This window comes from Salmonella sp. NW38 (genome assembly GCF_051807745.1).
Taxonomy (GTDB): domain Bacteria; phylum Pseudomonadota; class Gammaproteobacteria; order Enterobacterales; family Enterobacteriaceae; genus Salmonella; species Salmonella enterica.
The window spans coordinates 371,506-394,033 of record NZ_JAMMTO010000002.1; the positions used below are offsets into that span (position 1 = coordinate 371,506).

General features: G+C 54.8%; 19 protein-coding genes. All 19 read left to right on the forward strand.

Annotated features, from left to right (window positions below; genetic code table 11):
• The first annotated feature begins 262 nt into the window (after positions 1-262).
• The 19 genes from ilvI to lpxC all read left to right on the forward strand — a co-directional run bounded on the left by ilvI (position 263) and on the right by lpxC (position 22,280).
• Positions 263-1,987 (forward strand): acetolactate synthase 3 large subunit, encoded by a 1,725-nt coding sequence (ilvI, locus tag NA624_RS05565; RefSeq protein WP_000425619.1) that lies wholly within the window; start codon positions 263-265, stop codon positions 1,985-1,987.
• Between the two features lie 2 nt (positions 1,988-1,989).
• Positions 1,990-2,481, forward strand: coding sequence for an acetolactate synthase small subunit (ilvN, locus tag NA624_RS05570; protein WP_001563086.1), 492 nt, complete (start codon positions 1,990-1,992; stop codon positions 2,479-2,481).
• 283 nt (positions 2,482-2,764) lie between these two features.
• Positions 2,765-3,769: a catabolite repressor/activator gene (cra, locus tag NA624_RS05575; RefSeq protein ID WP_000762407.1), complete on the forward strand. Its 1,005-nt coding sequence runs from the start codon at positions 2,765-2,767 to the stop codon at positions 3,767-3,769.
• Positions 3,770-4,374: 605 nt separating this feature from the next.
• Entirely contained in the window at positions 4,375-4,833 is a 459-nt protein-coding gene (gene mraZ / locus NA624_RS05580) for a division/cell wall cluster transcriptional repressor MraZ (RefSeq protein ID WP_000488294.1), read from the forward strand.
• Between the two features lies 1 nt (position 4,834).
• Entirely contained in the window at positions 4,835-5,776 is a 942-nt protein-coding gene (rsmH, locus tag NA624_RS05585; protein WP_000970433.1) for a 16S rRNA (cytosine(1402)-N(4))-methyltransferase RsmH, read from the forward strand.
• On the forward strand, positions 5,773-6,138 hold the full coding sequence (ftsL, locus tag NA624_RS05590) for a cell division protein FtsL (protein WP_000625651.1): 366 nt from the start codon (positions 5,773-5,775) through the stop codon (positions 6,136-6,138). The genes rsmH and ftsL overlap by 4 nt, the downstream gene beginning before the upstream one ends.
• A 15-nt stretch (positions 6,139-6,153) precedes the next feature.
• On the forward strand, positions 6,154-7,920 hold the full coding sequence (gene ftsI, locus NA624_RS05595) for a peptidoglycan glycosyltransferase FtsI (protein ID WP_000642236.1): 1,767 nt from the start codon (positions 6,154-6,156) through the stop codon (positions 7,918-7,920).
• Entirely contained in the window at positions 7,907-9,394 is a 1,488-nt protein-coding gene (gene murE / locus NA624_RS05600; protein WP_000775073.1) for a UDP-N-acetylmuramoyl-L-alanyl-D-glutamate--2,6-diaminopimelate ligase, read from the forward strand. The genes ftsI and murE overlap by 14 nt, the downstream gene beginning before the upstream one ends.
• Positions 9,391-10,749, forward strand: coding sequence for a UDP-N-acetylmuramoyl-tripeptide--D-alanyl-D-alanine ligase (gene murF / locus NA624_RS05605; RefSeq protein WP_000626639.1), 1,359 nt, complete (start codon positions 9,391-9,393; stop codon positions 10,747-10,749). The genes murE and murF overlap by 4 nt, the downstream gene beginning before the upstream one ends.
• Complete coding sequence (mraY, locus tag NA624_RS05610; RefSeq protein ID WP_000964138.1) at positions 10,743-11,825, forward strand: phospho-N-acetylmuramoyl-pentapeptide-transferase; 1,083 nt, start codon at positions 10,743-10,745, stop codon at positions 11,823-11,825. Before murF ends, mraY begins: the two co-directional genes overlap by 7 nt.
• A gap of 2 nt (positions 11,826-11,827) precedes the next feature.
• Positions 11,828-13,144, forward strand: a complete 1,317-nt coding sequence (murD, locus tag NA624_RS05615) for a UDP-N-acetylmuramoyl-L-alanine--D-glutamate ligase (RefSeq protein ID WP_000796443.1) — start codon at positions 11,828-11,830, stop codon at positions 13,142-13,144.
• On the forward strand, positions 13,144-14,388 hold the full coding sequence (gene ftsW / locus NA624_RS05620; RefSeq protein WP_001239803.1) for a cell division protein FtsW: 1,245 nt from the start codon (positions 13,144-13,146) through the stop codon (positions 14,386-14,388). Before murD ends, ftsW begins: the two co-directional genes overlap by 1 nt.
• Complete coding sequence (murG, locus tag NA624_RS05625) at positions 14,385-15,452, forward strand: undecaprenyldiphospho-muramoylpentapeptide beta-N-acetylglucosaminyltransferase (RefSeq protein ID WP_000016613.1); 1,068 nt, start codon at positions 14,385-14,387, stop codon at positions 15,450-15,452. The genes ftsW and murG overlap by 4 nt, the downstream gene beginning before the upstream one ends.
• A 118-nt stretch (positions 15,453-15,570) precedes the next feature.
• The gene (gene murC, locus NA624_RS05630) at positions 15,571-17,046 is read left to right on the forward strand and encodes a UDP-N-acetylmuramate--L-alanine ligase (RefSeq protein WP_001096070.1); all 1,476 of its coding nucleotides are present in this window, start codon (positions 15,571-15,573) and stop codon (positions 17,044-17,046) included.
• Positions 17,039-17,959: a D-alanine--D-alanine ligase gene (locus tag NA624_RS05635; RefSeq protein WP_000763892.1), complete on the forward strand. Its 921-nt coding sequence runs from the start codon at positions 17,039-17,041 to the stop codon at positions 17,957-17,959. The genes murC and NA624_RS05635 overlap by 8 nt, the downstream gene beginning before the upstream one ends.
• Before the next feature lies 1 nt (position 17,960).
• Positions 17,961-18,791, forward strand: coding sequence for a cell division protein FtsQ (gene ftsQ, locus NA624_RS05640; RefSeq protein WP_000075728.1), 831 nt, complete (start codon positions 17,961-17,963; stop codon positions 18,789-18,791).
• A complete protein-coding gene (gene ftsA / locus NA624_RS05645; RefSeq protein ID WP_000588463.1) occupies positions 18,788-20,050 on the forward strand; it encodes a cell division protein FtsA in 1,263 nt (420 codons plus the stop codon). The genes ftsQ and ftsA overlap by 4 nt, the downstream gene beginning before the upstream one ends.
• A 60-nt stretch (positions 20,051-20,110) precedes the next feature.
• Positions 20,111-21,262, forward strand: coding sequence for a cell division protein FtsZ (ftsZ, locus tag NA624_RS05650; protein ID WP_000462785.1), 1,152 nt, complete (start codon positions 20,111-20,113; stop codon positions 21,260-21,262).
• Between the two features lie 100 nt (positions 21,263-21,362).
• Positions 21,363-22,280 (forward strand): UDP-3-O-acyl-N-acetylglucosamine deacetylase, encoded by a 918-nt coding sequence (gene lpxC / locus NA624_RS05655; RefSeq protein WP_000595487.1) that lies wholly within the window; start codon positions 21,363-21,365, stop codon positions 22,278-22,280.
• Positions 22,281-22,528: the final 248 nt, after the last annotated feature.

The window sequence follows — 22,528 nt, forward strand, 5'->3', positions numbered from 1 at the left end:
AAAATTTTATGCTGAATTAACGGTGAGCGATTCTTTTCGTCGCTGTGAAAAATAGATGAATTGCTGTAAGTCTGCATTTATAAGCGATTATTTATTACCTGGTGTGATTCAGACGGAGTATTTCTCCATTTCTTCTCTTCTTGCCTCCTGATTATTCTAACCTTCCCCATCTTTACGTCATTCCACCCAATTGCCAGGCGTGATAGCGAGCGGTTAAGGTGTCCGTCAAACCGTGATGACAGGTATAAAGTGGAGGCAAGCCGTGGAGATGTTGTCTGGAGCCGAGATGGTCGTCCGATCGCTTATCGATCAAGGCGTAAAGCAGGTGTTCGGCTATCCTGGAGGCGCAGTGCTTGATATTTATGATGCGCTACATACCGTTGGAGGGATCGATCATGTGCTGGTGCGTCATGAGCAGGCCGCGGTGCATATGGCGGATGGCCTGGCGCGAGCCACTGGCGACGTTGGCGTGGTGCTGGTGACTTCCGGACCGGGAGCGACCAATGCGATTACCGGGATTGCTACGGCCTATATGGATTCCATTCCGCTGGTGATTCTTTCCGGCCAGGTCGCCACCTCATTGATTGGCTATGATGCCTTTCAGGAGTGCGACATGGTGGGGATTTCCCGACCGGTGGTCAAACATAGCTTCCTGGTCAAACAGACGGAAGATATTCCCCAGGTGCTTAAAAAGGCCTTCTGGCTGGCGGCAAGCGGACGTCCTGGGCCGGTGGTCGTGGATTTACCGAAAGATATTTTGAATCCGGCGAAAAAAATGCCGTATGTCTGGCCGGAAACGGTCAGTATGCGCTCTTACAATCCCACAACATCAGGACATAAAGGACAAATTAAGCGTGCCTTGCAAACGCTGGCGTCGGCAAAAAAACCGGTGGTCTACGTTGGGGGAGGGGCGATAAGCGCGGCCTGCTATGCGCCGCTGCGCCACATCATTGAAACCTTTAACCTGCCGGTGGTCTCTTCATTAATGGGACTGGGCGCGTTTCCTGCTACTCATCGCCAGTCGTTAGGAATGCTGGGAATGCATGGCACTTATGAAGCCAATATGACCATGCATAACGCCGACGTGATTTTCGCTGTTGGCGTACGATTTGACGACCGCACGACGAATAATCTCGCTAAATATTGTCCGAACGCGACGGTGTTACACATCGACATTGACCCGACGTCCATATCCAAAACGGTTAACGCTGATATCCCGGTGGTGGGCGATGCCCGCCTGGTACTGGAACAAATGCTGGAGCTACTGGCGCAGGATGCGCCGTCTCAGCCGCAGGATGATATTCGCGACTGGTGGCAGCAGATAGAGAGCTGGCGCGCCCGTCAGTGCCTGAAATATGACGCGGAAAGCGAAAGCATTAAACCCCAGGCGGTGATTGAAACCCTCTGGCGTCTGACGAAGGGCGACGCTTACGTGACGTCCGATGTAGGACAACATCAGATGTTTGCCGCTCTCTATTACCCGTTCGATAAACCACGTCGCTGGATTAATTCCGGCGGGCTCGGCACGATGGGTTTTGGCCTACCGGCTGCGCTGGGCGTTAAAATGGCCCTGCCGAAAGAAATGGTGGTCTGCGTGACCGGCGATGGCAGTATACAGATGAACATTCAGGAGCTGTCGACAGCCTTACAGTATGAACTGCCGGTACTGGTTCTGAACCTGAACAACCGTTATCTGGGGATGGTGAAACAGTGGCAGGATATGATCTATTCTGGTCGCCATTCTCAGTCTTATATGCAGTCGTTACCGGATTTTGTGCGCCTGGCGGAAGCATATGGCCATGTCGGGCTGCAGATTAACCGTCCGGATGAGCTGGAAAGTAAACTCAGCGAAGCCCTTGAGCATGTGCGTAATAACCGACTGGTGTTCGTCGATGTCACCGTTGATGGCAGCGAGCATGTCTATCCAATGCAGATTCGCGGGGGCGGGATGGACGAAATGTGGTTAAGCAAAACGGAGAGGACCTGATGATGCGCCGGATTTTATCGGTATTACTGGAAAACGAATCTGGGGCGTTATCGCGGGTTATCGGCCTCTTTTCGCAACGCGGATATAATATTGAAAGCCTGACCGTTGCGCCGACAGACGATCCGACGTTGTCGCGCATGACTATCCAGACGGTAGGCGATGAAAAAGTGCTTGAGCAAATTGAAAAGCAACTGCACAAGCTGGTTGATGTGCTGCGCGTCAGCGAGCTGGGACAAGGAGCGCACGTTGAGCGGGAAATCATGCTGGTGAAAATCCAGGCCAGCGGCTACGGACGGGAAGAGGTGAAGCGTAATACGGAAATTTTCCGTGGTCAGATTATTGACGTTACGCCAACGCTGTATACCGTTCAACTGGCGGGTACCAGCGATAAACTGGATGCTTTTCTGGCCTCGCTGCGCGACGTGGCGAAAATTGTTGAAGTGGCGCGTTCAGGCGTCGTCGGGCTTTCGCGCGGCGATAAGATTATGCGCTGAGCAGATTTGCCGGATGACGACGCGCGTGCGTTTTATCCGGTCTACAGGCTGATATCTGGCCCAGGTCCGATAAGCGTAGCGCCATCAGGCAGGTTTGCCGGATATCAGCCAACAGGAATTATCGCCCAACCCAATATCATCGGTTGGGCTTTTTTTTGCGAAATCCGTGGTAACCCGGAATAAAAGCGGTTGCCGGAGTGATCAAACTGCGCTTAGATGTTAACGATTTTAACCCATGCCGACATAAAGGTTATGGTTTGTACAATTTACACAAGGGGCAATTGTGAAACTGGATGAAATCGCTCGGCTGGCCGGTGTCTCGCGCACAACTGCAAGCTACGTTATAAACGGTAAAGCAAAGCAATACCGCGTGAGCGACAAAACCGTAGAAAAAGTCATGGCGGTAGTGCGTGAGCACAATTACCATCCTAACGCTGTGGCTGCCGGGCTGCGTGCTGGACGCACACGTTCCATTGGTCTGGTGATCCCGGACCTTGAAAACACGAGCTACACCCGTATCGCAAACTATCTTGAGCGCCAGGCACGCCAGCGTGGCTACCAACTGCTGATCGCCTGTTCTGAAGATCAGCCGGATAACGAAATGCGCTGCATTGAGCACCTTTTGCAACGCCAGGTGGATGCAATCATTGTTTCAACTTCGTTACCGCCGGAACATCCCTTCTATCAGCGCTGGGCCAACGATCCGTTCCCCATCGTCGCGCTCGACCGCGCGCTGGATCGCGAACATTTCACCAGCGTGGTCGGCGCCGATCAGGATGATGCCGAGATGCTGGCGGAAGAGCTGCGTAAATTCCCGGCGGAAACGGTGCTTTATTTGGGCGCGCTGCCGGAGTTGTCCGTCAGTTTCCTGCGCGAGCAGGGGTTCCGCACCGCATGGAAAGACGATCCGCGGGAGGTGAGTTTCTTATATGCCAACAGCTATGAGCGCGAAGCCGCCGCGCAGTTGTTTGAGAAATGGCTAGAAACGCATCCTATGCCGCAGGCGCTCTTTACGACATCGTTCGCGCTATTACAGGGCGTGATGGACGTTACGCTGCGGCGCGATGGAAAACTGCCCTCGGATTTAGCGATTGCGACCTTCGGCGATCATGAGCTGCTGGATTTTCTGCAATGCCCGGTACTGGCGGTGGCGCAGCGTCATCGTGATGTCGCGGAACGCGTGCTGGAGATTGTGCTGGCAAGTCTTGATGAACCGCGTAAACCGAAACCCGGCTTAACGCGTATTCGGCGAAACCTGTATCGTCGCGGCATTCTGAGCCGTAGCTAAAGGACCGGCGGTAAAAGACTCTCTCTTCTGCCGCCGTCAAACAAATGCGTATCAGTAAAAATATCCCTCAAATAATTAAGATTATTCCTTAAAATTATCCGAAAATTCTTTTTTATTACCTTTCTTTTGTCCGAAATCGTCCATATTCCACTAATTAAGACGTAACGAGTCTTTTCCTTTGTCTTGTTTTGTTACAAGCAGGCAAGAAATTGTCGAATTAACAGCCACTTTTTGTCTTTGGCGCGACAGTCGCTCGTAGGCGCTGGTATAGCAGGCGCTGCACACGTTAAACAGGCACTGTTAACACGGTGCAATATGTCCTAAAATGCCGCTCGCGTCGCAAACTGACACTTTATATTTTTCTCGGATTATATTGAGTCCGTTTTAAACGGCGGTGGGTCTTTGGTTTTTTTCTTACAAATATTCATAACGTTAATTTGGCTTGCGCGCTGGGTGGAAATTAATCAACGCAGATATTCGCCGTAAACATTGGCTTTTTTACTTCGGTAAGCGTTGTGACTTGCTTGACAAGCTTTTCCTCCGCTCCGTAAACTCCTTCGAGTGGGAATTTGTGGGATAAAGTGGTAAGAAGGGGTGAGACTGGCATGTTCCGGGGGGCAACGTTAGTCAATCTCGACAGTAAAGGGCGCCTGACCGTGCCGACCCGTTATCGGGAGCAACTGATCGAGAGCGCTACCGGTCAAATGGTATGTACCATTGACATCCATCACCCATGCCTGCTGCTTTACCCCCTGCCTGAATGGGAAATTATTGAGCAAAAGTTATCTCGTCTGTCGAGCATGAACCCGGTAGAACGTCGCGTACAGCGTTTACTGTTGGGCCATGCCAGCGAATGTCAGATGGATGGTGCAGGTCGATTACTGATCGCGCCAGTTCTGCGGCAACATGCCGGACTGACGAAAGAAGTGATGCTGGTTGGACAGTTCAACAAATTTGAGCTGTGGGATGAAACGACCTGGTATCAACAGGTCAAGGAAGATATCGACGCTGAACAGTCAGCTACCGAAACGTTATCGGAGCGGCTGCAGGACTTGTCTCTATAAGATGATGGAAAATTTTAAACACACTACGGTACTGTTGGATGAAGCCGTTAATGGGCTGAATATTCGTCCGGATGGTATCTATATTGATGGCACATTTGGTCGCGGCGGCCACTCGCGCCTGATCCTCTCGCAACTGGGCGAAGAGGGGCGCTTGCTGGCGATCGATCGCGATCCGCAGGCGATCGCCGTTGCGCAGGCCATCAATGATCCTCGCTTCTCCATCATTCATGGACCTTTTTCCGCGCTGGCTGATTATGTAGCCGAGCGCGAGCTTACCGGCAAGATTGACGGGATCCTTCTCGATCTTGGCGTCTCTTCTCCGCAGCTTGACGATGCGGAGCGCGGTTTTTCATTTATGCGCGACGGTCCGCTGGATATGCGAATGGACCCGACGCGCGGCCAGTCTGCCGCCGAGTGGTTACAAACGGCGGAGGAGGCGGATATCGCCTGGGTGCTGAAAACATTCGGCGAGGAGCGTTTTGCCAAACGTATTGCTCGCGCCATTGTTGAGCGCAATCGCGAACAGCCGATGACCCGCACCAAAGAGCTGGCGGAAGTGGTTGCGGCGGCGACCCCGGTAAAAGACAAATTCAAACATCCCGCGACCCGTACCTTCCAGGCGGTGCGCATCTGGGTAAACAGTGAACTGGAGGAGATAGAGCAGGCGCTAAAAAGCTCGCTCAGCGTACTGGCCCCAGGCGGGCGGCTTTCAATCATCAGTTTCCACTCGCTGGAAGACCGTATTGTGAAACGCTTTATGCGTGAGCAAAGCCGCGGTCCGCAGGTGCCGGCTGGATTACCGATGACGGAAGCGCAGCTCAAAAAACTGGGCGGTCGTGAGTTACGAGCGTTAGGCAAGTTGATGCCGGGTGAAAAAGAGGTAGCTGAAAATCCTCGGGCCCGTAGTTCAGTTCTGCGTATCGCAGAGAGGACGAACGCATGATCAGCAGAGTGACAGAAGCCCTAAGCAAAGTGAAGGGATCGATAGGAAGCAACGAACGCCATGCCTTGCCCGGCGTGATCGGTGACGATCTTTTGCGGTTCGGGAAGCTGCCACTCTGCTTGTTCATTTGCATCATTTTAACGGCGGTGACGGTGGTCACGACGGCGCACCATACTCGTTTACTCACCGCGCAGCGTGAACAACTGGTTCTGGAGCGCGATGCATTGGACATTGAATGGCGCAACCTGATCCTTGAAGAAAATGCGCTCGGCGATCACAGCCGGGTGGAGCGGATCGCAACGGAAAAGCTGCAAATGCAGCATGTTGATCCGTCCCAAGAAAATATCGTAGTGCAAAAATAAGGATAAACGCGACGCATGAAAGCAGCGGCAAAAACGCAAAAATCGAAGCGCCAGGAAGAACAGACCAACTTCATCAGTTGGCGTTTTGCGTTGCTGTGCGGCTGTATTTTACTGGCGCTGGTTTTTTTACTTGGACGCGCGGCGTGGCTACAGATTATCGCCCCGGATATGCTGGTGCGTCAGGGCGATATGCGTTCGCTGCGTGTTCAGGAAGTCTCCACCTCACGCGGTATGATTACCGACCGTTCCGGGCGTCCACTGGCGGTCAGCGTACCGGTTAAGGCGATCTGGGCCGACCCGAAAGAAGTTCATGACGCCGGCGGCATCAGCGTTGGCGATCGCTGGAAAGCGCTTTCTACTGCGCTCAATATTCCGCTCGATCAGCTCTCCGCCCGTATCAACGCCAACCCGAAAGGGCGTTTTATTTATCTGGCGCGCCAGGTAAATCCTGACATGGCGGACTACATCAAAAAACTCAAACTGCCGGGCATTCATTTGCGTGAAGAGTCCCGCCGCTACTACCCGTCAGGAGAAGTAACCGCTCACCTCATCGGTTTTACCAACGTCGACAGTCAGGGGATTGAAGGCGTTGAAAAGAGCTTTGATAAGTGGCTTACCGGTCAGCCTGGCGAGCGAATCGTGCGTAAAGACCGCTATGGTCGCGTGATTGAGGATATCTCCTCCACTGACAGTCAGGCAGCGCACAACCTGGCGTTAAGCATTGATGAACGCTTACAGGCGCTGGTTTACCGCGAACTGAACAACGCGGTGGCGTTTAACAAGGCGGAATCCGGTAGCGCGGTGCTGGTCGATGTCAATACCGGTGAAGTACTGGCGATGGCGAATAGCCCTTCCTATAACCCCAACAACCTTGCCGGTACGCCGAAAGACGCGATGCGTAACCGTACCATCACCGACGTGTTTGAACCGGGTTCTACGGTTAAGCCGATGGTGGTGATGACTGCGCTTCAGCGCGGTATCGTCAACGAAAATACGGTGTTGAATACCGTTCCATACCGAATTAACGGCCACGAAATTAAAGACGTGGCGCGCTACAGCGAATTAACCCTGACCGGGGTTCTGCAGAAGTCGAGTAACGTCGGTGTATCCAAACTGGCGTTAGCGATGCCGTCCTCAGCGTTAGTAGATACTTACTCACGTTTTGGGCTAGGAAAGGCGACCAATTTGGGGTTGGTCGGAGAACGCAGTGGCTTATATCCTCAAAAACAACGGTGGTCCGACATAGAGAGGGCCACCTTCTCTTTCGGCTACGGGCTAATGGTAACGCCGTTACAGTTAGCGCGAGTCTATGCAACGATCGGCAGCTATGGCATTTATCGCCCGCTGTCGATTACCAAAGTTGATCCGCCTGTACCCGGCGAACGCATCTTCCCTGAATCCACCGTACGCACCGTGGTGCATATGATGGAAAGCGTGGCGCTGCCGGGCGGCGGCGGCGTGAAGGCGGCAATTAAAGGCTACCGTATCGCGATTAAAACCGGTACGGCGAAAAAAGTGGGGCCGGACGGTCGCTACATCAACAAATACATTGCTTACACAGCAGGCGTCGCGCCTGCGAGTCAGCCGCGCTTCGCGCTGGTGGTTGTCATCAACGATCCGCAGGCGGGTAAATACTACGGCGGTGCCGTTTCCGCGCCGGTATTTGGTGCCATCATGGGCGGCGTTCTGCGCACCATGAACATCGAACCGGACGCGCTGACAACGGGCGAAAAAAATGAATTCGTAATTAATCAAGGCGAGGGAACAGGTGGCAGATCGTAATTTGCGCGACCTTCTTGCTCCGTGGGTGGCTGGACTACCCGCGCGAGAACTGCGAGAGATGACGCTCGACAGCCGTGTGGCTGCGGCGGGCGATCTCTTTGTGGCAGTGGTGGGTCATCAGGCGGACGGGCGTCGATATATCCCGCAGGCGATAGCGCAAGGCGTAGCTGCCATTATTGCAGAGGCGAAAGACGAGGCGAGCGACGGTGAGATTCGCGAAATGCACGGCGTACCGGTCGTCTATCTCAGCCAGCTCAATGAGCGTTTATCTGCGCTGGCGGGCCGCTTTTACCATGAGCCATCTGAAAACATGCGTCTGGTGGCGGTGACCGGGACCAATGGCAAGACCACCACCACCCAACTACTGGCGCAGTGGAGCCAGTTGCTCGGCGAAACCAGCGCAGTGATGGGGACGGTAGGTAACGGACTGTTGGGTAAAGTGATCCCGACGGAGAACACAACCGGTTCCGCTGTGGATGTTCAGCATGTGCTGGCCAGCCTGGTTGCGCAGGGCGCGACCTTCGGCGCGATGGAAGTTTCTTCTCACGGCCTGGTGCAGCATCGCGTGGCGGCGCTGAAATTTGCCGCCTCCGTGTTTACTAATTTGAGCCGCGACCATCTCGACTATCATGGCGATATGGCGCATTACGAGGCGGCAAAATGGATGCTTTATTCCACCCACCATCACGGTCAGGCAATCGTCAACGCCGATGATGAAGTTGGACGCCGCTGGCTGGCGTCGCTACCCGATGCGGTCGCGGTATCAATGGAAGGGCATATCAACCCTAACTGTCACGGTCGTTGGCTGAAAGCGGAGGCGGTGGAGTACCACGACCGCGGAGCGACGATTCGTTTTGCTTCAAGCTGGGGTGAAGGCGAAATCGAAAGCCGCCTGATGGGCGCGTTTAACGTCAGCAACTTACTGCTGGCATTGGCGACGCTACTGGCGCTGGGCTATCCGTTAACGGATTTGCTGAAAACCGCCGCGCGTTTGCAGCCGGTTTGCGGGCGGATGGAAGTGTTCACTGCGCCAGGCAAACCGACGGTGGTGGTGGATTACGCGCACACGCCGGATGCGCTGGAAAAAGCGTTGCAGGCGGCGCGCCTGCACTGCGCCGGAAAATTGTGGTGCGTCTTTGGCTGTGGCGGGGATCGTGACAAAGGTAAGCGCCCACTCATGGGGGCCATTGCCGAAGAATTCGCGGATATCGTCGTGGTGACTGACGATAACCCGCGTACCGAGGAGCCGCGCGCCATTATCAACGATATTCTGGCCGGAATGCTGGACGCCGGGCAGGTCAGGGTAATGGAAGGCCGCGCTGAGGCGGTAACCAATGCCATTATGCAGGCAAAAGACAATGACGTTGTGCTGATTGCAGGTAAAGGGCACGAGGATTACCAGATTGTCGGCACGCAGCGTCTTGATTATTCAGACCGCGTGACCGCAGCGCGTTTGCTGGGGGTGATCGCATGATTAGCGTAACGCTCAGCAAAATTGCCGATGTCCTTGGCGCCGAACACCGCGGGGCGGATCTCACGCTCGATACGGTCATTACCGACACACGGAAAGTGACGCCGGGATGCCTGTTCGTGGCGCTGAAAGGGGAACGCTTTGATGCGCATGATTTTGCTGATAAAGCAAAAGCGAACGGCGCTGGCGCCCTGCTGGTCAGTCGTCCTCTGGATATCGATCTTCCGCAGGTGATTGTAAAAGACACGCGTCAGGCATTTGGCCAACTGGCCGCCTGGGTACGTATGCAGGTACCGGCGCGGGTGGTGGCGTTAACCGGTTCGTCCGGCAAAACCTCGGTCAAAGAGATGACCGCCGCGATTCTTAGCCAGTGCGGAAACACTCTGTATACCGCAGGCAATTTTAACAACGACATCGGCGTTCCGATAACGCTGCTGCGCTTAAACCATGATTATGACTATGCGGTAATCGAGTTAGGCGCTAACCACCAGGGAGAAATCGCCTGGACCGTTAGCCTGACGCGCCCGGAAGCGGCGCTGGTCAATAACCTGGCGGCGGCGCATCTGGAAGGTTTCGGCTCGTTGGCCGGCGTGGCGAAAGCGAAAGGCGAAATCTATACCGGTTTGCCTGAGAACGGTATCGCGATTATGAATGCCGATAATAATGACTGGCTGAACTGGCAAAGCATTATTGGCGATCGTCAGGTGTGGCGCTTTTCGCCGAATGCGGCAAACAGCGACTTTACCGCTGCGAATATCCACGTGACGTCACACGGTACCGAATTTACCCTGCAAACGCCGATGGGCAGCATTGATGTGCTGCTGCCGTTGCCGGGGCGGCACAATATTGCCAACGCGCTGGCGGCCGCTGCTTTATCAATGGCGGTGGGGGCGACGCTGACGGCGGTTAAAGCAGGGCTGGCGGCGTTAAAAGCTGTACCCGGGCGTCTGTTCCCGATTCAGCTAAGTGAAAACCAACTGGTACTGGATGACGCTTATAACGCCAACGTCGGTTCGATGACCGCCGCAGTGCAGGTCCTTTCTGAAATGCCCGGCTACCGCGTGCTGGTGGTAGGCGATATGGCCGAGCTGGGCGCAGAAAGCGAAGCGTGCCACATCCAGGTTGGCGAGGCCGCAAAAGCGGCGGGTATTGATCGCGTGTTAAGCACCGGAAAACTCAGTCAGGCTATCAGCCACGCCAGCGGCGTCGGCGAACATTTTGCCGATAAAGCCGCGCTCATTGCGCGTTTACACGCTCTGCTTCAGGAGCAACCAATGATGACTATTTTAGTGAAAGGATCACGCAGCGCCGCGATGGAAGATGTGGTTCATGCGTTACAGGAGAAAGGTTCATGTTAGTTTGGCTGGCCGAGCATTTGGTCAAATATTATTCCGGCTTTAACGTCTTTTCTTATCTGACGTTTCGCGCCATCGTCAGCCTGTTGACCGCGCTGTTCATCTCTTTATGGATGGGCCCGCGTATGATCGCTCGTCTGCAAAAACTCTCTTTTGGCCAGGTGGTACGTAACGATGGCCCGGAATCGCACTTCAGTAAACGCGGTACGCCGACGATGGGCGGCATCATGATCCTGACGGCGATTGTGATTTCCGTTCTGTTATGGGCTTACCCGTCTAACCCGTACGTCTGGTGCGTGCTGGTGGTATTGATCGGCTACGGCATTATCGGTTTTGTCGATGACTATCGCAAAGTGGTGCGGAAAGATACCAAAGGGCTGATTGCGCGCTGGAAATATTTCTGGATGTCGGTTATCGCGCTCGGCGTGGCCTTTGCGCTTTATCTCGTCGGGAAAGACACGCCCGCGACCCAACTGGTGGTGCCGTTCTTTAAAGATGTTATGCCGCAATTGGGGCTGTTTTACATTTTGCTGTCCTACTTTGTCATCGTCGGTACGGGTAACGCCGTAAACCTGACCGACGGGCTTGATGGTCTGGCGATTATGCCGACTGTTTTCGTTGCCGCCGGCTTTGCGCTGGTGGCCTGGGCTACCGGGAACATGAACTTCGCCAATTACCTGCATATTCCGTATTTACGCCATGCGGGCGAGCTGGTGATTGTCTGTACGGCGATTGTCGGCGCGGGATTAGGATTCTTGTGGTTTAACACCTATCCGGCGCAGGTTTTTATGGGCGATGTCGGATCGCTGGCGTTGGGCGGCGCGTTGGGCATTATCGCCGTGCTGCTGCGTCAGGAGTTCCTGCTGGTGATTATGGGCGGCGTCTTTGTGGTGGAAACTCTGTCGGTCATTCTGCAGGTGGGTTCCTTTAAACTACGCGGACAGCGTATTTTCCGTATGGCGCCTATCCATCACCACTATGAACTGAAAGGCTGGCCGGAACCGCGCGTGATTGTGCGCTTCTGGATTATTTCGCTGATGCTGGTGCTGATTGGCCTGGCAACGCTGAAGGTACGTTAATCATGGCTGATTACCAGGACAAAAACGTCGTCATTATCGGTCTGGGCTTAACCGGACTCTCTTGCGTGGACTTTTTTCTCGCCCGCGGCGTGACGCCGCGGGTGATGGATACTCGCGTGACGCCGCCGGGTCTGGATAAGCTGCCGCAAGAGGTTGAGCGTCACGTTGGCGGCCTGAACGACGAGTGGCTCTTAGCGGCGGATTTAATCGTCGCCAGCCCTGGCATCGCCCTGGCGCATCCCTCTCTTAGCGCTGCCGCCAGCGCTGGAGTGGAAATTGTCGGCGATATCGAACTGTTTTGCCGCGAAGCGCAAGCGCCGATTGTGGCCATCACCGGCTCGAACGGCAAAAGCACCGTGACCACCTTAGTGGGCGAGATGGCGAAAGCGGCGGGCGTCAATGTCGGCGTTGGCGGCAATATCGGTCTTCCGGCGCTGATGCTGCTGGATGCCGATCGCGAATTGTACGTGCTGGAATTATCCAGTTTCCAACTGGAAACCACCTCAAGTTTGCAAGCGGCGGCGGCAACGGTGCTCAACGTCACTGAAGATCATATGGACCGGTATCCGTTTGGTTTGCAACAGTACCGGGCGGCGAAACTGCGCGTCTACGAGAAGGCGAAAGTGTGCGTAGTGAATGCCGATGACGCGTTGACGATGCCGGTTCGCGGGGCCGATGAGCGCTGCGTCAGCTTTGGCGTCAATATGGGTGATTATCACCTTAATCGTCAGCAGGGCGAAACCTGGCTACGAGTCAAAGGCGAGAAGGTGCTGAACGTGAAAGAGATGAAGCTTTCCGGTCAGCATAACTATACCAATGCGTTAGCGGCGCTGGCGCTGGCGGATGCCGTAGGTCTGCCGCGCGCCAGCAGTTTGAAGGCGTTGACGACATTTACCGGTCTGGCGCATCGCTTCCAGCTGGCGTTGGAGCATAACGGCGTACGTTGGATCAATGACTCGAAAGCGACCAACGTCGGCAGTACCGAAGCGGCGCTAAACGGTTTGCATGTGGACGGTACGCTACATCTGCTGCTGGGCGGCGACGGTAAGTCGGCAGACTTTTCTCCGCTGGCGCGCTATCTGACCGGCGATCGTATCCGCCTGTATTGCTTTGGGCGCGATGGCGCGCAGCTTGCCGCACTGCGTCCGGAAATCGCCCAACAGACTGAGACGATGGAAGAGGCGATGCGTTTGCTGGCGCCGCGCGTTCAGCCGGGTGATATGGTGCTGTTGTCGCCCGCCTGCGCCAGCCTCGATCAGTTTAAAAATTTTGAGCAACGGGGCGATGTCTTTACCCGTCTGGCGAAGGAGTTAGGTTGATGCGTTTATCTCTCCCCCGTCTGAGAATGCCGCGCGTACCAGGCTTTGGCCTCCTGGCCTGGCTGTTTGCGGCGCTTAAAGGCTGGGTGATGGCTTCGCGCGATAAAGACGCCGACAGTCTGATCATGTATGACCGCACGCTGCTATGGCTGACCTTCGGGCTGGCGGCGATTGGTTTTGTCATGGTGACGTCGGCCTCCATGCCAGTCGGGCAGCGCCTGGCGAACGATCCGTTTTTGTTTGCCAAACGTGATGCGCTCTATATCTTCCTGGCATTTTGTCTGGCGATGGTCACGCTACGTTTGCCCATGACCTTCTGGCAAAAATACAGCACGACGATGCTGATAGCGTCGATCATTATGCTGCTTATCGTGCTGGTCGTCGGGAGCTCGGTCAACGGGGCGTCGCGCTGGATTGCGCTGGGGCCGCTGCGTATTCAGCCTGCGGAGTTTACCAAGCTGTCGCTGTTCTGCTACCTCGCGAACTATCTGGTGCGTAAGGTTGATGAGGTGCGAAATAACCTGCGCGGCTTTTTAAAACCAATGGGCGTGATTCTGGTGCTGGCGGTGTTACTGCTGGCGCAACCTGACCTCGGGACGGTGGTCGTACTGTTTGTCACCACGCTGGCGATGCTGTTTCTCGCCGGGGCGAAATTATGGCAGTTCATCGCCATTATCGGGATGGGCATCTCGGCGGTGATTCTGTTAATCCTCGCCGAACCGTATCGTATTCGCCGCGTTACCTCGTTCTGGAATCCCTGGGAAGATCCGTTCGGCAGCGGTTATCAGCTGACGCAGTCGCTGATGGCTTTTGGTCGCGGTGAGATATGGGGGCAAGGGCTGGGGAATTCGGTGCAGAAACTGGAGTATTTGCCGGAGGCGCACACCGATTTCATCTTCGCCATTATTGGGGAAGAACTGGGTTATATCGGTGTGGTATTGGCGCTTTTAATGGTATTCTTCGTCGCTTTTCGCGCGATGTCGATTGGCCGTAAGGCATTGGAGATTGACCACCGTTTTTCCGGATTTTTAGCGTGTTCTATCGGTATTTGGTTTAGTTTCCAGGCGCTGGTAAACGTTGGCGCGGCCGCGGGGATGCTGCCGACCAAAGGTCTTACGCTGCCGCTGATCAGTTATGGCGGGTCGAGTCTGTTGATTATGTCGACGGCCATTATGTTTTTATTACGTATTGATTATGAAACGCGTCTGGAAAAAGCGCAGGCGTTTACACGAGGTTCTCGATGAGTGGTCAACCGAAGCGGTTAATGGTGATGGCGGGCGGTACCGGCGGGCACGTGTTCCCGGGACTGGCCGTTGCGCATCATTTAATGGCCCAGGGCTGGCAGGTTCGCTGGCTGGGTACCGCCGATCGTATGGAAGCGGATTTAGTGCCGAAGCATGGCATCGACATTGACTTTATTCGGATCTCCGGTCTGCGCGGTAAAGGCGTAAAAGCGCTTCTGGCGGCGCCGCTGCGGATTTTTAACGCCTGGCGGCAGGCGAGGGCGATCATGAAGCGGTTTAAGCCGGATGTCGTACTGGGAATGGGCGGTTATGTTTCCGGCCCCGGCGGTCTTGCTGCTTGGTCATTGGGTATTCCGGTCGTTTTGCATGAGCAAAACGGTATCGCCGGACTAACCAATCAGTGGCTGGCCAAAATCGCGACCACGGTGATGCAGGCGTTTCCCGGTGCGTTCCCGAACGCGGAAGTGGTGGGTAACCCGGTGCGTACCGACGTACTGGCGTTGCCGTTGCCGCAGGTGCGTCTGGCCGGTCGTGACGGCCCGATTCGCGTGTTGGTGGTCGGCGGTTCTCAGGGGGCGCGAGTCCTGAACCAGACGATGCCGCAGGTTGCCGCCAGACTGGGCGATACGGTTACAATCTGGCATCAAAGCGGAAAAGGCGCGCAGCTCACGGTAGAGCAGGCATATGCCGGGGCGGGACAACCGCAGCATAAGGTAACGGAATTTATCGATGACATGGCCGCCGCCTATGCGTGGGCGGATGTGGTGGTATGTCGTTCCGGCGCTTTAACGGTGAGCGAGATCGCCGCCGCCGGATTACCGGCGATATTTGTGCCGTTTCAGCATAAAGACAGGCAGCAGTACTGGAATGCGCTGCCGTTAGAAAACGCCGGCGCAGCTAAGATTTTTGAGCAGCCGCAGTTTACTGTAGAGGCTGTCGCCGACACCCTGGCGGGGTGGTCGCGCGAGGCGTTGTTAACCATGGCGGAGCGTGCCCGCGCGGTATCCATTCCGGATGCTACCGAACGCGTCGCCAGTGAAGTCAGCCGGGTTGCCCGGACATAATTTGTGGCGGTGCCTTTTGCATCGCAGGGTTTTTCTACCCTCAATAATTTGGGTTGCAGGCAAGCCAACGCATCTGCAATTTGAAGTATGGCGGGTATTGGAGTTAATGGCGTAAAGAATGAATACACAACAACTGGCAAAACTGCGTTCCATCGTGCCCGAAATGCGTCGCGTTCGGCACATTCACTTTGTCGGCATCGGTGGTGCTGGTATGGGCGGTATTGCCGAAGTTCTGGCCAATGAAGGGTATCAGATCAGTGGTTCCGATTTAGCGCCGAATCCGGTGACCCAGCAGTTGACGAGCCTGGGGGCGACGATTTTCTTTAATCATCGTCCGGAAAATGTGCGTGATGCCAGCGTGGTCGTCGTTTCCAGCGCAATTTCCGCGGATAACCCGGAAATTGTCGCGGCGCATGAAGCGCGTATTCCGGTTATTCGCCGTGCGGAAATGCTGGCGGAACTGATGCGTTTTCGCCACGGCATCGCCATTGCCGGGACGCACGGAAAAACCACAACGACCGCGATGGTGTCCAGTATTTATGCCGAAGCGGGGCTGGACCCGACTTTCGTGAATGGCGGACTGGTGAAAGCCGCAGGCGTTCATGCGCGTCTGGGCCATAGTCGTTACCTGATTGCCGAGGCAGATGAGAGCGACGCATCCTTCCTGCATTTGCAGCCGATGGTCGCGATCGTCACCAACATCGAAGCCGACCATATGGATACCTATCATGGCGACTTTGAAAATTTAAAGCAGACGTTTATTAACTTCCTGCATAACCTGCCGTTCTACGGTCGCGCGGTAATGTGCGTCGACGATCCGGTCATCCGCGAGTTGCTGCCGCGGGTGGGGCGTCAGACCACGACGTATGGCTTTAGCGAGGATGCTGACGTCCGCGTAGAAGATTATCAGCAGATAGGGCCGCAGGGGCACTTTACGCTGTTGCGCCAGGGAATGCCGGATCTGCATGTCACGTTGAATGCGCCGGGTCGCCACAATGCCCTGAATGCCGCTGCGGCAGTGGCGGTAGCGACCGAAGAAGGCATCGCCGATGACGCTATCCTGCGCGCGCTGGAAAGCTTCCAGGGGACCGGGCGTCGTTTTGACTTCCTCGGCGAGTTCCCGCTTGAGCCGGTGAATGGTAAAGCCGGGACGGCGATGCTGGTGGATGACTATGGCCATCATCCGACTGAAGTAGACGCCACCATTAAAGCTGCGCGAGCAGGGTGGCCGGATAAAAACCTGGTGATGCTGTTTCAGCCGCACCGTTACACGCGCACGCGCGATCTGTATGACGATTTCGCCAATGTGCTGACCCAGGTTGATGCGCTGCTGATGCTGGACGTTTACCCGGCGGGCGAAGCGCCGATTCCGGGCGCGGATAGCCGCTCTTTATGTCGCACGATTCGTAATCGGGGAAAAATTGACCCAATTCTGGTTTCCGATCCGGCTCAGGTTGCGACAATGTTAGCGCCGGTGCTGACGGGTAACGACTTGATATTAGTGCAAGGCGCAGGAAATGTTGGCAAAATTGCGCGTTACTTATCTGAAATCAAGCTGAAGCCGCAAATCCAGGAGGAAGAGCAACATGGCTGATAAAATCGCGGTCCTGTTGGGCGGAACCTCTGCGGAGCGGGACGTTTCGTTAAATTCCGGCGCGGCAGTGTTGGCCGGGTTACGTGAAGGCGGCATTGATGCGCATCCCGTCGATCCGCAAGAGGTCGATGTCGCGCAGCTTAAAGCAATGGGCTTTCAGAAGGCCTTTATTGCGTTGCATGGCCGCGGCGGTGAAGATGGCACCTTACAGGGAATGCTTGAACTGCTCGGCCTGCCTTATACCGGCAGCGGTGTGATGGCCTCGGCGCTTTCCATGGATAAACTGCGCAGTAAATTGCTGTGGCAGGGCGCAGGCTTACCGGTTGCGCCGTGGGTCGCGCTGACGCGCGCTGAGTTTGAAAAAGGCCTTAGCGAAGAACAAAAAGCGCGAATTTCGGCGCTGGGTTTACCGCTAATTGTCAAACCCAGCCGTGAAGGCTCCAGCGTCGGTATGACGAAAGTAGTAGAAGAAAATGCTTTACAGGGTGCGTTATCATTGGCTTTTCAGCATGATGACGAAATACTGATTGAGAAATGGCTGTGCGGTCCGGAATTTACGGTGGCGATAGTTGGCGAAGAAATTTTACCGTCAATTCGTATCCAACCGGCAGGAACCTTCTATGATTATGAGGCGAAGTATCTCTCTGATGAGACTCAGTATTTCTGCCCTGCTGGTTTAGAAGCGTCCCAGGAAGCCGCGCTACAGTCTCTCGTCCTGCAGGCATGGAAAGCTTTAGGCTGCACGGGATGGGGGCGTATTGACGTCATGCTGGACAGCGATGGTCAGTTTTATCTGCTGGAAGCCAATACATCTCCGGGGATGACCAGCCATAGTCTGGTGCCGATGGCGGCGCGTCAGGCGGGAATGAGCTTCTCGCAGTTAGTGGTACGAATTCTGGAGTTGGCGGACTGATATGTCGCAGGCTGCGCTGAACACGCGAAACAGTGATGAAGAGACGCCTTCTTCACGCCGCAATAATGGAACGCGTCTTGCAGGAATTTTATTCCTGCTGACGGTACTGTGCACCGTGTTTGTTAGCGGGTGGGTCGTGTTAGGGTGGATGGAAGATGCGCAGCGTTTACCGTTATCAAAGCTGGTATTAACCGGCGAGCGTCACTACACGCGTAACGATGATATCCGTCAGGCGATACTGGCTCTGGGCGCGCCGGGAACCTTCATGACGCAGGATGTGAACATTATCCAGAGCCAGATTGAGCGTTTGCCGTGGATTAAACAGGCCAGCGTCAGAAAACAGTGGCCTGATGAATTGAAGATTCATCTGGTTGAATATGTGCCGATTGCGCGTTGGAATGATCAACATATGGTCGATGCTGAAGGGAACACCTTCAGCGTGCCGTCAGACCGCATCGGCAAACAGGTTTTACCCATGTTGTATGGCCCGGAAGGCAGCGCGAGTGAAGTGTTGCAGGGATACCGCGAGATGGGGCAGGTGCTGGCTAAGGATAAATTCACTCTAAAGGAAGCGGCGATGACCGCACGTCGCTCCTGGCAATTGACGCTTAATAACGGCATTAAGCTCAATCTCGGCAGGGGCGATACGATGAAAAGGTTGGCTCGCTTTGTAGAACTCTATCCGGTTTTACAGCAGCAGGCGCAAACCGATGGCAAACGGATTAGCTACGTTGATTTGCGTTATGACTCAGGTGCGGCAGTTGGCTGGGCGCCGCTCCCCCCTGAGGAATCTAATCAGCAACAGAATCAGGCACAGGCAGAACAACAATGATCAAGGCGACGGACAGAAAACTGGTAGTAGGACTGGAGATTGGCACCGCGAAGGTTGCCGCTTTAGTAGGGGAAGTTCTGCCCGACGGTATGGTCAATATCATTGGCGTGGGCAGTTGCCCATCGCGGGGTATGGATAAAGGCGGGGTGAATGACCTTGAGTCAGTGGTGAAATGCGTTCAGCGCGCCATTGACCAGGCGGAATTGATGGCTGATTGCCAGATCTCCTCGGTATATCTGGCGCTTTCCGGCAAACATATTAGCTGTCAGAATGAAATTGGTATGGTGCCCATTTCCGAAGAGGAAGTGACGCAGGAAGATGTGGAAAACGTCGTGCATACTGCGAAGTCAGTGCGCGTGCGCGATGAACATCGCGTGCTGCATGTGATTCCTCAGGAGTACGCCATTGACTACCAGGAAGGCATTAAAAATCCGGTCGGTCTTTCCGGCGTGCGTATGCAGGCGAAAGTACATTTGATTACCTGCCACAACGATATGGCAAAAAACATTGTCAAAGCTGTTGAACGTTGTGGTCTGAAAGTTGACCAACTGATATTTGCCGGACTGGCGGCCAGTTATTCCGTGTTAACGGAAGATGAACGTGAACTGGGCGTCTGTGTCGTGGATATCGGCGGTGGTACAATGGATATCGCCGTTTATACTGGCGGCGCGCTGCGTCATACCAAAGTGATCCCTTACGCGGGGAACGTGGTGACCAGCGATATCGCTTATGCCTTTGGTACGCCGCCGAGCGATGCTGAAGCCATTAAAGTCCGCCACGGTTGCGCGTTGGGTTCCATCGTCGGTAAAGACGAGAGCGTTGAAGTACCGAGCGTAGGCGGGCGTCCGCCGCGCAGCCTGCAACGTCAGACGCTGGCGGAAGTGATTGAGCCGCGTTACACCGAGCTGCTCAATCTGGTCAACGAAGAGATATTGCAATTACAGGAACAGCTTCGCCAACAAGGGGTAAAACATCACCTGGCGGCGGGGATTGTGTTAACCGGCGGCGCGGCGCAAATCGAAGGGCTTGCTGCTTGCGCTCAGCGCGTGTTTCATACGCAGGTGCGTATCGGCGCGCCGCTGAATATCACCGGTCTGACGGATTATGCCCAGGAGCCGTATTACTCAACGGCGGTGGGCTTGCTTCACTACGGGAAAGAGTCCCACTTAAACGGTGAAGCAGAAGTGGAAAAACGTGTTACGGCATCAGTTGGCTCGTGGATCAAGCGACTTAATAGCTGGCTGCGAAAAGAGTTTTAATTTTTATGAGGCCGCCAGATATTACGGCCTCAGGCGACAGGCACATGACGGAGAGAGATTATGTTTGAACCTATGGAACTAACCAACGACGCGGTGATTAAAGTCATCGGCGTCGGTGGTGGCGGCGGTAACGCTGTTGAACACATGGTGCGCGAGCGCATCGAAGGTGTTGAATTCTTCGCGGTGAATACCGACGCTCAGGCGTTGCGTAAAACGGCGGTTGGCCAGACCATTCAAATTGGTAGCGGCATTACCAAAGGTCTGGGCGCCGGCGCTAACCCGGAAGTCGGTCGTAACGCGGCGGACGAAGACCGTGAAGCGCTGCGTGCGGCGCTTGAAGGCGCAGACATGGTATTTATCGCGGCAGGCATGGGCGGCGGTACCGGAACCGGCGCGGCGCCAGTGGTTGCTGAAGTGGCAAAAGATTTAGGTATTCTGACCGTTGCCGTGGTGACTAAGCCTTTCAATTTTGAAGGCAAAAAGCGCATGGCATTTGCGGAGCAGGGTATCACCGAGCTGTCCAAGCATGTGGACTCGTTGATCACCATCCCGAACGACAAGCTGCTGAAAGTGCTGGGCCGTGGTATCTCCCTGCTCGACGCGTTCGGCGCGGCTAACGACGTGCTGAAAGGCGCGGTTCAGGGTATCGCAGAGCTGATCACCCGCCCAGGCCTGATGAACGTCGACTTTGCTGACGTGCGTACTGTGATGTCTGAAATGGGCTACGCAATGATGGGCTCCGGCGTGGCGAGCGGTGAAGACCGTGCGGAAGAAGCGGCTGAAATGGCTATTTCCTCTCCGCTGCTGGAAGATATCGACCTGTCCGGCGCGCGCGGCGTGTTGGTCAACATTACGGCGGGCTTCGACCTGCGTCTGGACGAGTTTGAAACCGTCGGCAACACCATTCGCGCGTTTGCGTCGGATAACGCCACCGTGGTTATCGGTACCTCTCTGGACCCGGATATGAACGACGAACTGCGCGTGACCGTTGTTGCCACTGGAATTGGTATGGACAAACGTCCGGAAATCACCCTGGTCACCAATAAACAGGTGCAGCAGCCGGTGTTGGATCGTTATCAGCAGCACGGTATGGCGCCGCTGACGCAGGAGCAAAAAACGGTCGCGAAAGTGGTTAACGACAATACACCACAGGCGGCGAAAGAGCCGGATTATCTGGATATCCCCGCATTCCTGCGTAAGCAAGCTGATTAAGAATTAGCTGGAATTTGGGATTCTGGGCTCTTTGTGCTAAACTGGCCCGCCGAATGTATAGTACACTTCGGTTGGATAGATAATTTGGCGAGATTATACGATGATCAAACAAAGGACACTTAAACGTATCGTTCAGGCGACTGGCGTCGGTTTACACACCGGCAAAAAAGTCACCCTGACATTACGCCCTGCGCCGGCCAATACCGGGGTCATCTATCGTCGCACCGACTTGAATCCACCGGTAGATTTCCCGGCCGATGCCAAATCTGTGCGTGATACCATGCTCTGTACGTGTCTGGTGAATGAGCATGATGTACGGATTTCAACCGTTGAGCACCTGAACGCTGCTCTGGCGGGCTTAGGTATCGATAACATCGTTATTGAGGTTAATGCCCCGGAAATCCCGATCATGGATGGCAGTGCCGCTCCGTTTGTCTACCTGCTGCTTGATGCCGGTATTGATGAACTGAACTGCGCCAAAAAATTCGTACGCATCAAAGAGACTGTTCGGGTTGAAGATGGCGATAAATGGGCTGAATTCAGACCGTACAATGGTTTTACGTTGGATTTCACCATCGACTTTAACCATCCGGCGATCGATTCCAGCAGCCAGCGCTACGCGATGAACTTCTCTGCGGATGCGTTCATGCGCCAGATCAGCCGTGCGCGTACCTTCGGTTTTATGCGCGATATCGAATATCTGCAGTCCCGCGGCCTGTGCCTGGGCGGCAGCTTCGATTGTGCCATCGTTGTTGACGATTATCGCGTATTGAACGAAGACGGCCTGCGTTTTGAAGATGAATTCGTTCGTCACAAAATGCTTGACGCGATCGGTGACTTGTTCATGTGTGGTCACAATATTATTGGTGCGTTTACCGCGTATAAATCCGGTCACGCATTGAATAACAAATTGTTACAGGCAGTCCTGGCAAAACAGGAAGCCTGGGAATTTGTGACCTTCCAGGACGACGCAGAACTGCCGTTGGCTTTCAAAGCGCCTTCGACGGTACTGGCATAACGACATACGCTGTCGTATAAAATTCGACTGGTTAACCTGGCACTCTCTCCGGCCAGGCGAGCCAGTCGTTTTTTTTACTATTCTTTATCTGCGCTTTCCTTAATACAGCCATTTTGACAGGGTTAAATGGAAACACGGCGCGTTCGCTGTTTTCTTAGCCGATTTTCACCTTAGCTTCTCGTCATTACTGCTGTAGCGCGTACGCTTTAATGATAAGATTTGTGCGCAAATTGTTTTGATTCCGTAAG

Excerpts from the sequence above, each read along its gene's own strand:
- ilvN (WP_001563086.1), top strand. The coding sequence starts at position 1,990 with ATGCGCCGGATTTTATCGGTATTACTGGAAAACGAATCTGGGGCGTTA.
- mraZ (WP_000488294.1), top strand. The coding sequence starts at position 4,375 with ATGTTCCGGGGGGCAACGTTAGTCAATCTCGACAGTAAAGGGCGCCTG.
- rsmH (WP_000970433.1), top strand. The coding sequence starts at position 4,835 with ATGATGGAAAATTTTAAACACACTACGGTACTGTTGGATGAAGCCGTT.
- ftsL (WP_000625651.1), top strand. The coding sequence starts at position 5,773 with ATGATCAGCAGAGTGACAGAAGCCCTAAGCAAAGTGAAGGGATCGATA.
- ftsI (WP_000642236.1), top strand. The coding sequence starts at position 6,154 with ATGAAAGCAGCGGCAAAAACGCAAAAATCGAAGCGCCAGGAAGAACAG.
- murF (WP_000626639.1), top strand. The coding sequence starts at position 9,391 with ATGATTAGCGTAACGCTCAGCAAAATTGCCGATGTCCTTGGCGCCGAA.
- mraY (WP_000964138.1), top strand. The coding sequence starts at position 10,743 with ATGTTAGTTTGGCTGGCCGAGCATTTGGTCAAATATTATTCCGGCTTT.
- murD (WP_000796443.1), top strand. The coding sequence starts at position 11,828 with ATGGCTGATTACCAGGACAAAAACGTCGTCATTATCGGTCTGGGCTTA.
- ftsW (WP_001239803.1), top strand. The coding sequence starts at position 13,144 with ATGCGTTTATCTCTCCCCCGTCTGAGAATGCCGCGCGTACCAGGCTTT.
- murG (WP_000016613.1), top strand. The coding sequence starts at position 14,385 with ATGAGTGGTCAACCGAAGCGGTTAATGGTGATGGCGGGCGGTACCGGC.
- murC (WP_001096070.1), top strand. The coding sequence starts at position 15,571 with ATGAATACACAACAACTGGCAAAACTGCGTTCCATCGTGCCCGAAATG.
- NA624_RS05635 (WP_000763892.1), top strand. The coding sequence starts at position 17,039 with ATGGCTGATAAAATCGCGGTCCTGTTGGGCGGAACCTCTGCGGAGCGG.
- ftsQ (WP_000075728.1), top strand. The coding sequence starts at position 17,961 with ATGTCGCAGGCTGCGCTGAACACGCGAAACAGTGATGAAGAGACGCCT.
- ftsA (WP_000588463.1), top strand. The coding sequence starts at position 18,788 with ATGATCAAGGCGACGGACAGAAAACTGGTAGTAGGACTGGAGATTGGC.
- ftsZ (WP_000462785.1), top strand. The coding sequence starts at position 20,111 with ATGTTTGAACCTATGGAACTAACCAACGACGCGGTGATTAAAGTCATC.
- lpxC (WP_000595487.1), top strand. The coding sequence starts at position 21,363 with ATGATCAAACAAAGGACACTTAAACGTATCGTTCAGGCGACTGGCGTC.